The organism is Amycolatopsis sp. NPDC005003 (assembly GCF_053600695.1).
Genome location: NZ_JBSGAI010000004.1, coordinates 229485 through 241736, shown reverse-complemented (window position 1 = coordinate 241736; position 12252 = coordinate 229485). Strand labels below are relative to the sequence as shown.

7 protein-coding genes, 1 tRNA gene and 1 pseudogene are annotated in these 12252 nt (G+C 72.1%); 5 read left to right on the top strand and 4 right to left on the bottom strand.

The annotated features are described in order from the left end of the window. Nucleotides 1-740: 740 nt before the first annotated feature. The 3 genes from ACWED2_RS07005 to ACWED2_RS06995 all read right to left on the bottom strand — a co-directional run bounded on the left by ACWED2_RS07005 (nt 741) and on the right by ACWED2_RS06995 (nt 3572). Nucleotides 741-817, bottom strand: a tRNA-Arg gene (locus tag ACWED2_RS07005). Nucleotides 818-1977: 1160 nt separating this feature from the next. Beyond that, nucleotides 1978-2352: a peptidase inhibitor family I36 protein gene (locus ACWED2_RS07000; RefSeq protein ID WP_449689506.1), complete on the bottom strand. Its 375-nt coding sequence runs from the start codon at nt 2350-2352 to the stop codon at nt 1978-1980. 176 nt (nt 2353-2528) lie between these two features. After that, the gene (locus tag ACWED2_RS06995) at nt 2529-3572 is read right to left on the bottom strand and encodes a LacI family DNA-binding transcriptional regulator (protein ID WP_449689505.1); all 1044 of its coding nucleotides are present in this window, start codon (nt 3570-3572) and stop codon (nt 2529-2531) included. Nucleotides 3573-3638: 66 nt separating this feature from the next. On the opposite strand from ACWED2_RS06995, the gene ACWED2_RS06990 reads away from it, so the two are divergent. Together ACWED2_RS06990 and ACWED2_RS06985 are read left to right on the top strand one after the other, a co-directional pair. Beyond that, the gene (locus ACWED2_RS06990) at nt 3639-4820 is read left to right on the top strand and encodes an MFS transporter (RefSeq protein WP_449689504.1); all 1182 of its coding nucleotides are present in this window, start codon (nt 3639-3641) and stop codon (nt 4818-4820) included. Nucleotides 4821-5006: 186 nt separating this feature from the next. Further along, on the top strand, nt 5007-6185 hold the full coding sequence (locus ACWED2_RS06985; RefSeq protein WP_449689586.1) for a sensor histidine kinase: 1179 nt from the start codon (nt 5007-5009) through the stop codon (nt 6183-6185). Here ACWED2_RS06985 and ACWED2_RS06980 read toward each other — a convergent pair. Further along, nucleotides 6159-6797: a histidine phosphatase family protein gene (locus ACWED2_RS06980; protein WP_449689503.1), complete on the bottom strand. Its 639-nt coding sequence runs from the start codon at nt 6795-6797 to the stop codon at nt 6159-6161. The two genes, ACWED2_RS06985 and ACWED2_RS06980, sit on opposite strands and share 27 nt — an antisense overlap. Before the next feature lie 57 nt (nt 6798-6854). Between ACWED2_RS06980 and ACWED2_RS06975 the strand changes: the two genes are divergently transcribed. From ACWED2_RS06975 to ACWED2_RS06965, 3 genes and pseudogenes are all read left to right on the top strand, one after another. Beyond that, complete coding sequence (locus ACWED2_RS06975) at nt 6855-8873, top strand: cytochrome c oxidase assembly protein (RefSeq protein WP_449689502.1); 2019 nt, start codon at nt 6855-6857, stop codon at nt 8871-8873. A gap of 130 nt (nt 8874-9003) precedes the next feature. Beyond that, complete coding sequence (gene ettA / locus ACWED2_RS06970) at nt 9004-10680, top strand: energy-dependent translational throttle protein EttA (RefSeq protein ID WP_449689501.1); 1677 nt, start codon at nt 9004-9006, stop codon at nt 10678-10680. 16 nt (nt 10681-10696) lie between these two features. Beyond that, nucleotides 10697-12252: pseudogene (locus tag ACWED2_RS06965) on the top strand (hypothetical protein); the annotation flags it as partial.

Below are 12252 nucleotides of genomic sequence, written 5' to 3'. Positions count from 1 at the left end.
CGTCGGCCTCGGTCGGGCGGGGGACGCACGGATGTTCCCGCACCGCATGCGGCATCCGCGCGTCGCCCGGACGCGTCCTGCCGACGACGGTCACCTGCACCAAGGCGTCGTTCAGGCATGCCTGGTCATGGTCACGCCGCCTCGGGGGTGTCGTCGTGTGGCTGCCGCGGCGGCGGGAAATCCGTCCGGGAAGGCCGCGGCAAAGTGGACTGTGGCGTTCCCGTAGGTGAGTCGGCCCTTTCCGCCGGCGGGAATCGTTCGCCCGGCTCCGACCGGGGCTGAGGAGACCGGGCCTCGAGGTGGTGCAGTCTCATCAGGTGCCGCCGGACGAGGCCCGCGCGCCGGGCTTCGTCGAGGGCCGTTCGCGCGATGCGGTTGGTCCGCCGCCTTCGGTGCCGTCCTCCGGGCTCCTCGTGGTCCATGGTGTGGTGCCTCCCTCGGGCATGGTGGATTCACTCGATCGGGTGGATCTGTTGGATAGAGGAAGTCGTCGCTGCGCGTGATCACTCGGGTACTCACCCGCGCAGGTAACAAGGTTGTCTCGGGATGGGCTCGGCTCGGGTCCGCTGGGCCACCTGGCCGCTCGCACGATGCGACTTCCGGAGTCCCGCGGCGCGGGAACGCGAACGGTGACCGTCCAAAGTGGGAGCACGTCCGGCGGCGCTCGGGAAGGCCCCGGTGTGGGGCCGGTCACGTGGGCAGGGTGCGTCGTGCGCAGCCGCGCACGACGTCTTCCCTGGTGGCGCCCCCGGCAGGACTCGAACCTGCGACCTAGAGATTAGAAGGCTCTTGCTCTATCCAGCTGAGCTACGAGGGCCCGCGCCGACGGCTGCTGCCGGAAACCGGGCACCGGCAGCTTAGTCGTCACCATCCTCTCGATCGTTCGACACCGGCGAATCGTTTCAGGTCTCGTTCGACGGAATTCGGAAGTTCGGGGCCGGGGGCGTCGAGCGCGTGGTGTAGACCTCCTTGAGTGCCGGGTGCGGTGCTGAGGGTGACCGAACGGGCTTCCGGACCGGCTTCGAACCTGTAATCTGGCGAGCAGAAGGCTCTTGCTGTGTCCAGCCCGACCACGTTCGCCTGCACGTCCCTGCAGCCGGGTAGGCAACGCCGCGAGCGTCCGCACGCCGCCGCTCGCCCGCCGCGGCGGGCGACGCGGTGGTCTCCTCACCTCCATGTTTCTCCTGGACGCTCGTCGGTCTCGACCGCGTGCTGTGGTCGGTCGGGGTGCGGGCCTTGGACTGAGTGGTGTTGTCGGTCCTGAGGTGACCAGGCATCCGACGCTTGCCACGGTCGGTTTCGCGGTGATCTCTCCTTTCCGAACCGTGCCCGCCGGAGCGCTTCCGGCGGCGTTCCCGCCGCGGCGGTGGCTGCAGGCGCCGCTGCTGCCGCGCCGATTGCCGCCACGGTGCAGGGCGCCGCGGCCCCGGCTGGGTTCCGGCGCTCGCCGCCGCGGTCGGACCGCCCCGGGGTGGGCGGGTGGCCGGGCCGCGTGGCCCATGCGCCTCACGGGGCGGCTGGCGCGCCCAGAGGGCGCGCTGAGCCCCGCAACGGTGCTGAGCCCTGCAGTGGTGCTGGGCCCGCGACGGTGAGCCCTGCGACGGTGCTGAGCCCCGCGACGGCGCTGGGCCTGCACCGGTGCTGAGCCCTGCAGTGGTGCTGGGCCCGCGACGGTGAGCCCTGCGACGGTGCTGAGCCCCGCAACGGCGTTGAGCCTGCGACGGTGCTGAGCCCTGCAACGGGGCTGAGGCCCCGCAACGGCGCTGAGCCGTGCGCTGGGCGCCCGGGAGCCCCCGCTCGGCCCCGGAAGCCAGCATGGCGAGAACCTCGAGTGGGAAGCCCGTGGGCGCGCCCTGCCGCTCGGGCGCGCCCACGGGGTGGGGCCGCTTCGGGGTAGCGGCCCCGGTCGGGCCCGGCCGCCGCCGCGAGCCGGCTCTTCCTCGGAGCTGGCGGCTGTGCGGGGCCCGGGTCAGGGCGTCACTCCCAGATCTGGATGCCGCGGACCAGGAAGGGGGCGTTCGGGACGTACGTGCCGCCGCCCGGGTAGGTGATGAAATCCCCTTCGGTCGAGCATTCCTCGTCCTGGTACACCGTGACGTCGCGGGTCATCAGATTCGCGAACGACGATCCGTCGAATCCTTCCGGTAGTGGCAGGCATTCCTCGGTATTGGCCGTGCGCAGGTCGAAACGCTGGATTTTGCCGACGTAGCCGTCGGACGGCCACAGGCAGAACTCGCCTTTGCGGCAGCCCGGATCCGTGCCTGCGTGCGCGGCTCCGACACTGGTCAGCAGTCCGATCACGGCCAGGACGACGATGTGCGGCAGGCGGGAACGAAGACGACGTGAAGACATGGTGGATTTCCCCTCCGGAATCGCGGCTTTCGTGGGCCGCGGTGAACGTGTGATTCCAGATTGGCGGGTGGTTGCCGGTTTGTCAGCCGCTATTTCGATTCTGTGGACAACTGCCCCTCGGTGGAAAGGTTGTCCACAGCCGCAAAAGAAGGCCTTGCAGAATGGCGAAGGCGGTGCTAGGCGGGACCCGTGCTGCCACGCACCACCAGGGAGACCGGCACCTCGACCGGCGCCGGCGCCGAACCGCCGTCCAGCAGGCCCAGCGCCAGTTCCCCGGCGATCCGCCCCTTGGCCACGAGGTCCTGCCGGACCGTCGTCAACGGCGGCGAGGACCACGACGCCGGCGGGCTGTCGTCGAAGCCGGCCACGGACAGCTCACCCGGCACGCTGATCCCCAGCTCACGGGCCGCGGCGAGCACCGCCAGCGCGAGCTGGTCGGACATGCACAGCACCGCCGTCGGCCGCGGCGACGCCCCCAGCAGCGCGAACGCCCCCGCCATCGCACTCTCCGCACTCAACCCGGCGGCCTCCTCGACGACGACCGGGCACGACCCCAGCTCGTCCAGGTAGCCGCCCAGCCGCTCACGGACGTCGTGGAAGGGCGCGGCCGCCGCCTCCGCGACGCTGAGCCCGCCGCCGCCGGGCCGGAGGTGGCTGCACGCGGCGAAGATCCCGAACCGCCGGTGCCCCAGGGCCAGCAGGTGCCGGGCGGCCAGCGCCGCGCCGCGCCGGTCCGCGCAGCCGACCCGCGCCGTGCCGGGCAGCAGCGGCTGGTCGATCACCACCAGCGGCAACCCCCGCGTGCGCACCGCTTCCAGCGAAGGAGCGCCGTCGGGCAGCGAATACAAGATCGCGATGTCGGCCTGCGCGGTGCGCACCCGATCGGCGGGCGGCCCGCCCGGCAGGAGCAGCAGCGCGTGCCCGCCCGGGTCGATCACCCGCGCCAGCGCGTCCAGCGTCAGGTACAGCGCGGGGTCGGAGAACGCCATCGACAGCGACGTGTCCAGCAGCACCGCGATCGCGCCGGTGCGGCTGGTCGCGAGGCTGCGCGCGGTCGGGTCCGGCCCGGGGTAACCCAGCTCGGCCGCCACCCGCAGCACCTGATCCCGCAGCCGCGCGGACAGCTGGTCGGGCCGGTTGTAGGCGTTCGAAACGGTGGCCCGCGAGACACCGACGGCATCGGCGACGTCGTCGAGCGTGGGACGGCGGCGCCGGGTCATCCGCGGAGTCTAACCGTGGACTTTCTGAAGCGCTTAAGTCACGCTGGAGGAACGAAAGGGGGACCCATGCGGGACCGGATCGCGGTGTTCACCGTGTTCGCCCTCAACGGGCTCGCGCTGGGGTCGTGGGCGTCGCGCACGCCCGCGCTGACCGCGCAGGTGCACGCTTCGCCCGGGGTGTTCGGCCTGGCCCTGCTCGGCGCCAGCGTCGGCATGCTCGCTGCCGCTTCGGTGTCCGGACGGCTGATCGAACGGGCCGGCGCCCGGGCGGTCGTCGCCGGGAGCACCGCGATGGCCGCCGGTTCGCTCGTGCTGATCGGCTTCGCGCCCACCGTGCCGCTGCTGGCCGGGGCCCTGCTGGTGATCGGCGCGAGCGTCGGGATGCTCGACGTCGCGATGAACGTCGCCGGCGTGGCTGTCGAACGCCGGCTCGGCAAGCCGGTGATGTCCGTCTTCCACGCCGGGTTCAGCTTCGGCGCGCTCGCCGGTTCGCTGGCCGCGGGCCTCGCCGCCGGCCACGGCTGGTCCCCGGCGCGCCACCTCACCGTCGCCGCCGTGGTCGCGGTCCTGGTGCTGGCCACCGTGATCCGCCACGTCCCGGGTATCCGCCCCGAGCACACCGAAGAACCCGTGGTCACGCCGGCGCGGGCACCGATCCGGCGGCCGGTGCTGTGGCTGCTCGCCGCGGTCGCGTTGTGCTCGGCCATCGCCGAAGGGGCGTCGTCGGACTGGTCGGCGTTGCTGATGACGGTCGAGCGCGGGGTCGGCCAGGGCGCCGCGGCCCTCGCGTTCGCGGGGTTCCAGCTGGTCATGGCCCTGACCCGGCTGGCGGGCCCGTGGGCACAACGCCGGTTCGGCCCGACCCGCTGCCTCGCCGCGGGCGCCACCCTCGCCGCCGCCGGCCTGGTCGCGGCGGCCGCCATCCCGGTCGCCGCCGTCGGGTACGCCGGGTTCGCACTGGCCGGCGCGGGGCTCGCCGCGTCCTTCCCGATGGCCCTCAGCCTCGCCGGGGACGCCGGGAAGCGCGGCGACGGCACCGGTGGCGAGCGCGAGATCGGTTTCGTCACCGCCGTCGCCTACACCGGCTTCCTCGGCGGCCCGCCGATCGTCGGCGGCATCGCGCAGGCGACGGACTACGACGTGGCGTTCGTCTTCGTCGCGCTCGTCGCGGCTTTGATCCTGCCCGCCGCGGTCGGCGCGCGGCGGTCGCGGCGGCGGGAAGAAGCGGCGGCGATGATCAGCCGATAGGCGTTCCAAGCACGAAATCCGTGCCGCAACCCGCGTTTCCGCCACGGCCCGGGCGTTGACAGTCTCCTGGTGCGCGAGGCAAGCTGAACCCCGTCGGTAAACTGAAATGAATAAGGCGACGTTTCAATTTCAGGTCGGCTGATCAAGGCGGGGGCGCCTTGATCCGGGGAGGACGTCGTGAGGGTTGTGCTGCTCGGCGGAGCGGGGGCGCTCGCCGGCGGAAGCGGGCGGTTCGGCGGGACGGGACTGACGCTCGTGCGGGACGCCGTGCCGCGGCTCGTGCTGGTGCCGGTGGCGTTCCGGCTGGCGCTGTTCCTGCAGGCGGTCTGGTCCGGCGGCCCGCTGAGCGCGCCGGTGCTCTGGGGCGCGATCGCCCTCTACCTGGTGCCCAACCTGCTCGAAGTGGCCTGGGTCTTCCGCCGGGCCACCGGAATCCGGCCGGTGCTGGCCGCCGACACCGCGTACACGCTCGTGACGAGCCTCGCCGCGGCCGTCTTCGCGGCGCGCTCACCGGAGCTGCTGACGCTGGCCTGGCCGAACATCATGGGCACGGTCATGGTCTGGACCCTGCTGCGCGGCGCACCCGCCGGTGCCGTCGCGATCGTCGGCGCGCTGCTCCTGAGGTACGGCATGGCCGCGGTTTCCGGTACGTCGGCGCCCGCGACGTGGATCCTGCTCGCCCTGATCGCGGCCGCGGTGACCGCGTTGGCGATCGTGCTGCTCGTCGCCGGGTCCATGCGGTTCGCGCTCGGCCTGGGCGAGCAGCGCGGCCGGGCCGCCGAGCGGGAACGGCACCGCCGCGACGTCCACGACACGGTCCTGCAGGTGATGGAATCCCTCGCGCTGCCCGCGCCCGGGGACGCGCTCGACCCGCGAGGCAGCCTCGACCAGGTCCGCCGCACCGCCCGCGCGCACGCCCTGCGCCTGCGGCTGAGCCTCGACGGCGACGCGCCCGCCGAGCCGGGCGGGCTCGAACACCGCCTCGGCGCGCTGGCGGTCGAGATGACCGCGGACGGGCTCCGCGTCGACCTCGTCGTCCTCGCGAAGCCCACTGACGTCCCCGAAGCCGTCGTCAACGCCCTTCACGACGCAACCCGCGAAGCACTGCGAAACACCTTGAAGCACGCGAGGACGGCGAAGGCCGTGGTGTGCCTCGAAGAGCGCGAAGGCGTCGTCACGGTGTCCGTCCGCGACCACGGCACCGGCTTCGACCCCGGCGCGCACCACGCCGGGTTCGGCATCGAGAACTCGATCCACGCGCGGATGGCCGAGATCGACGGCGAAGCGCGCATCGACTCGGCACCCGGCCAGGGCACCCGCGTCCTGCTGACCGCGCCGCTAAAGCTGGGTTTCCCCGTCGGGTGAGTCCCGCCACTGGGCGAACGGACGGTCCAGCACCCACTTGCCGTCGGACTCGGAAAGGACGCGGTATTCGCAGGTCGCCGGGTTGGACAGCGACTCGAACAGCTCGATGCTCCAGCCGAAGAGCCGGCGGCACAGCAACCGCAGCGTGAGCCCGTGGGAGACGATCAGCACCGTCTCCGGGTGACTTTCGTCGCGCAGGCGCAGGTCCGAGAGGAACGCCGCGACGCGGTCGTCGACGTCCGCGCCCGACTCGCCGAAAGGCAGCCGGTAGAAGAAGTGCCCGAACTCGTGCCGCCGCGCCTTCTGGATCTCCTGGTCGGCCGGGTCCTGCAGGTTGCCCCAGTCCTGCTCGCGCAGCCGCGGCTCCTGCACCAGCCGTTCGCACGACGCCCGGATGTCCAGCAGCCGCAACGTCTCCCGGGTGCGCAGGTAGGGGCTGACGTACACCGCGGGCCGCGAGCCGTCGAGCAGCCGGGCGATCTCCGGCGCCACCGCCCGGGCCTCCTGTTCGCCCTTCTCCGTCAGCGGCAGCGCGTGGTCGGGGATCCGCGTGTAGGCGAGCTCGTCGACGTTGCCCAGCGACTCGGCGTGCCGCAGCAGGATCATCTTCACCGCCCCCATCCTGCCCGTCACACGGGCCTGACCGGGGCGGGGCATACCCTCAGGGGCGTGTCCGCCACGAAATCCGACGTCCCCACCCAGCGCCGGGCCAGTGTGCTGCCCCTGCTCGTGGTCGGCGTCCTGCTGGCCGCCGTGGTCGCGATCGGCCTGATCGCGCTGACCGGCGGGGCCGGCTACGCCATCGCCGGCCTGCCCGACCCGGGACTGGTCACCAAGTACGGCATCACCGTCATGCGCGTGCTGTCCGAATGCGCGTCGGTGATCTGCGTCGGCTCGCTGCTGCTGGCCGCCTTCCTGGTGCCGCCGCAGAAGTCCGGGACGCTCGGGCCGGAGGGCTACGGCGCCCTGCGCGCGGCGGGCATCGCCGCCTGGGTGTGGTTCGCCGCGGCGCTGCTCTCGGTCGCCTTCACGGCCGCCGACACCGCCGGGAAGCCCTTCGGGGACGTCTTGGACCCGCAGACGCTGCTCGACCTCGTCGGCGCCATCGAACAGCCCAAGGCGTGGCTGTGGACGGCGCTGATCGCCATCCTCATCGCGCTCGGCTGCCGGCTCGCGCTGTCCTGGGGCTGGACGGCGGTGCTGTTCTTCCTCGCCGTCGGGGGGCTGGTCCCGGTCGCCGTCACCGGGCACTCCGCGAGCGGCGGCTCGCACGACGTCGCCACCAACAGCCTGCTGTTCCACCTGGTCGCCGCGGCGCTGTGGGTCGGCGGCCTGGTCGCCCTGCTGGCGCTCGGGTACCGGCGCGGGGGCCACCTGAGCCTGGCCGCGCAGCGGTTCTCGAAGCTGGCCCTGGTCTGCTGGATCGTGATGGCGCTCTCCGGCGCGGTCAACGCGCTGGTCCGGATCGGCCTCAACGATCTGTTCACCACCGACTACGGCCTGCTCGTCGTGGCCAAGACGATCGCGCTGCTGCTGCTCGGGGTGTTCGGGCACCAGCAGCGCGAAAAGGGAGTCGCGAACCTCGTCAACGGCAAGGGCGGCGCCCAGCTGCTGCGCCTGGCCTCGGTCGAGATCCTGATCATGTTCGTCACCATCGGCATCGCGTCGGGGCTGGCCAGGACGCCACCGCCGGCGGACGCGATCACCCAGCCGTCCACCACCGAGCTGCTGATCGGCTACAACCTCGACGGCGCGCCGACGGTGTGGCGGCTGCTGTTCGACACCCGCTTCGACCTGGTCTACGGCACCATCGCGCTCGTGCTCGGCGGCCTGTACCTCGCCGGGGTCCAGCGGCTCCTGCGCCGCGGCGACACCTGGCCGGTGGGCCGCACGGTCGCCTGGATCGCCGGCTGCGTGGTGCTGCTGATCGCGACGTCGTCGGGGGTCGGCCGGTACGCGCCCGCGATGTTCAGCGTCCACATGGGCAACCACATGCTGCTGTCGATGGTGGCGCCGGTGCTGTTCGTGCTCGGCGGGCCGGTGACCCTCGCGCTGCGCGCCCTGCCCACCGCGGGCAAGGACGCCCCGCCCGGGCCGCGCGAGTGGCTCGTCGCCTTCGTGCACTCCCCGGTGTCGCGGTTCCTGACCCACCCGGTGGTCGCGCTGCTGCTGTTCGTCGGCTCGTTCTACGCGCTGTACTTCTCCGGCCTGTTCGACAACGCACTGCAGTACCACTGGGCGCACCTGGCGATGAACGGGCACTTCCTGCTCGCCGGCTACGTCTTCTACTGGCCGGTGATCGGCGTCGACCCGTCGCCGCGGCGGATCCCGTACCTCGGCCGGCTCGGCATGATGTTCGCCGCGATGCCGTTCCACGCGTTCTTCGGCGTGATCCTGATGAGCAAGCAGACGGTGATCGGGCAGGCCTTCTACAGCCAGCTGCACCTGCCGTGGGTCGCCGACCTGCTCGCCGACCAGCGGCTCGGCGGCGGCATCGCCTGGGCGGCCGGCGAGGTCCCGGTGCTGCTGGTGCTGATCGCGCTGCTGGTGCAGTGGTCGCGTCAGGACGAGCGCGAGGCGAAGCGGCGTGACCGGCGCGAAGCCGCGACCGGCGACGAAGAGCTGAACGCCTACAACGCGATGCTGAAGAACCTCGCCGAGGGCAAGCGACCCTCGGGTTCCAGTTGAGGTTGAGCCGCCGTCCGGATGCCGGGAAAACGGCCGTTTTGCTACTCTCGCCGTGATCTCGGGCTGACTTTCGGTAGTCCGACGGTGACCGGCGTCGAGCCGCGATCAGGTGCGCTCTACGATCGTGGGTATGGCCGAGTTCATCTACACCATGAAGAAGGTGCGCAAGACCGTCGGGGACAAGGTCATCCTCGACGACGTCAGCACCGCGTTCTACCCCGGCGCCAAGATCGGCGTGGTCGGGCCGAACGGTGCCGGTAAGTCCACCGTTCTCAAGATCATGGCGGGGATCGAGCAGGCCAGCAACGGCGAAGCGTTCCTCCAGCCCGGCGCCTCGGTCGGCATCCTCATGCAGGAGCCGGAGCTGAACGAGGAGAAGACGGTCCGCGAGAACGTCGAAGAGGGCCTGGGCGAGGTCAAGGTCAAGCTCGACCGCTACAACGAGGTCCTCAAGCTGATGGAGACCGACTACAGCGAAGAGCTGCTCGAGGAGATGGGCAAGCTCCAGGAGGAGCTGGACCACGCCGACGCCTGGGAGCTCGACTCGACCGTCGAGCAGGCCATGGACGCGCTGCGCTGCCCGCCGCCGGACGAAGGCGTCACCCACCTCTCCGGTGGTGAGCGCCGCCGGGTCGCGCTGTGCAAGCTGCTGCTGTCGGCGCCCGACCTGCTGCTGCTCGACGAGCCCACCAACCACTTGGACGCCGAGAGTGTCCTGTGGCTGGAGCAGTTCCTGGCCCGCTACGCCGGCGCTGTCCTCGCGGTCACCCACGACCGGTACTTCCTGGACAACGTGGCCCAGTGGATCATGGAGCTGGACCGCGGCCGCGTCGTCGGCTACGAGGGCAACTACTCCACGTACCTGGAGAAGAAGCGCGAGCGCCTCGAGGTCCAGGGCAAGAAGGACGCGAAGCTCGCGAAGCGGCTGAAGACCGAGCTCGAGTGGGTCCGGTCCAACGCCAAGGCGCGCCAGACCAAGTCCCGCTCGCGCCTCGACCGCTACGAGGAGATGGCGGCGGAGGCCGACAAGCACCGCAAGCTCGACTTCGAAGAGATCCAGATCCCGCCGGGCCCGCGGCTGGGCAACGTCGTGGTCGAGGTCGAGAAGCTCCAGAAGGGCTTCGACGGCCGGGTGCTCATCGACGGCCTCTCGTTCAACCTCCCGCGCAACGGCATCGTCGGCGTGATCGGCCCGAACGGCGTCGGCAAGACCACGCTGTTCAAGACCATCGTCGGGCTCGAGGAGCCGGACGCGGGCGACGTCAAGATCGGCGAGACGGTCAAACTGTCCTATGTGGACCAGAACCGTGGCGGGATCGACCCGAAGAAGACGGTCTGGCAGGTCGTCTCCGACGAGCTGGACTACATCCACGTCGGGCAGACCGAAATGCCGTCGCGGGCGTACGTCAGCGCGTTCGGCTTCAAGGGCCCGGACCAGCAGAAGCCGGCGGGCGTGCTCTCCGGTGGTGAGCGCAACCGGCTCAACCTGGCGCTGACGCTCAAGCAGGGCGGGAACCTGATCCTGCTCGACGAGCCGACCAACGACCTGGACGTCGAGACGCTCGGCTCGCTGGAGAACGCGCTGGAGCAGTTCCCCGGCTGCGCCGTCGTGATCTCGCACGACCGGTGGTTCCTCGACCGGGTCGCCACGCACATCCTGGCCTGGGAAGGCACGGACGAAGACCCGGCCAAGTGGTTCTGGTTCGAGGGCAACTTCGAAGGGTACGAGAAGAACAAGGTGGAGCGGATGGGCGCCGAGGCTGCCCGCCCGCACCGTGTCACCCATCGCAAGCTGACCCGCGACTGAGGGGGCGGGTTTCCCCGTGGAAGCCAGCAAACACCGGACGGGCCCGCTCTCCCAGGAGGGCGGGCGCTCCGCGCATGCCGGGGGAACCCTCTCCGCAGTCGGCAGGCTGATCGAACGCGCGGACGCGCTGCACCTGCGCGCGCCCGAACTCGCGCTGGTGCTGGGCGAGCGCGCGGCCGCGTTGTCCGAGGCCGCCGGGGCCGACGAACAGTGGATCCGGGCCGAGAGCCTGGTCGTGTCCGCGCGCGTCCGGCTCGGCATGCGGCCGGCCACGGTCGGGCGCGCGGTCGCGGCGTTGCGCGCGGCCGAGCACGCGGGCTACGGCGACATCGCCGCGCGGCTGCGCATCGACCTCGCCGTCTGCGCCCGCAGCCTGGGCGTGCCGCTGACCGGCCTCGCCGCGCTGCGGCCGGTGCTGACGGATCCGGTGGTCTCGCCGGTGCACCGCGCGGCCGCGTTGTGCCACCTGGTGGGCTGCCTGGGCCAGCTGGGGCGCAAGTCGGAGCTGGACCGCGTGCTCGTGGAGGCGGACAAGCTGGTCGTCGGCGACGACTCGCTGGGTGCGGACACCCAGCTGCTGGTGCGGGCGTTGCTGCGCGTCGGCACGGCCGCCCACCGGCGGCGTCACGGAGACCTGACGGCGGCGGCCGACGCGGCCCGGACCGGGCTCGGGTTCCTGGAGAAGCTCGACAACCCGGCCGACGACGGCGGGCTCGTCCGCGTCCGGCTGGTGTTGTTGCTGGTCAGCACGCTGCTCGACCGCGGCGACACCGAAATGGCGTACGAGATCGCGGAGCCGGTGCTGGCCGAGCCGGTGCGCGCGGCGGGCGTCGCCCCGATGGGCTGGCTGCGGCTGGCCGTCGCGACGCGGGTCCATCTGCCCACGGGATCGGGCGAAGCGGCGATCGAGCTGGTTCGCGAAGCCGTGGCGAGCACGGACCGGCACGGGCTGTCGGCGATCACCGCGCGGCTGTGGCTGGAGCTGGCCCAGCTGCAGGAGCGGTTCGGGCAGGCGGAGGAGGCCATCGCGTGCCTGTACCGCTCGCGGGCGGCGGAGCAGCTGCACGCCCGCGCCCGGCGGCAGGCGTGCAGTGTGCTGGCCGGCGAGTTCGGCAGCGGGGAGCCGGCTTCGGTCGATCTGGACGAGGTGCTGAAGGCGGTGCCGTCACCGGCCGCCACCCGGCCCTCCGGAAGCAGCGTGCCGTCCTCCCGGCCGGTCCCGGTCCCGGTCGTCGCGGCCGAGCCGGTTCCGGAGCCCGAGCCGCGGACGCCGGCGTGGTCGTTCGGCCGGGAGGAGGCGCCGTCACGACCCGAGCCGCGGCCGCCGGCGCCGGCCTGGTCGTTCGAACGGCCGCGGGTGACGGCGGACGTCGCCGAGACGACGGTGATGCCCGCGGTGCGGGACGAGCCTGCACCGCAGCCCGGGCGGCGGCCGGAGGTGGCTGCCGGCCGGCCGGAGGGCGAGGCCCGGCCGGGGGCGGCCGAGCCGGAGTTCCGTTCGGCTCGGCCGGTCGAGCAGGGGCCCGAGTTCGGTGAGGCTCGGTCGGCGGAGCGGCGGCCTGGGTTCGTTGT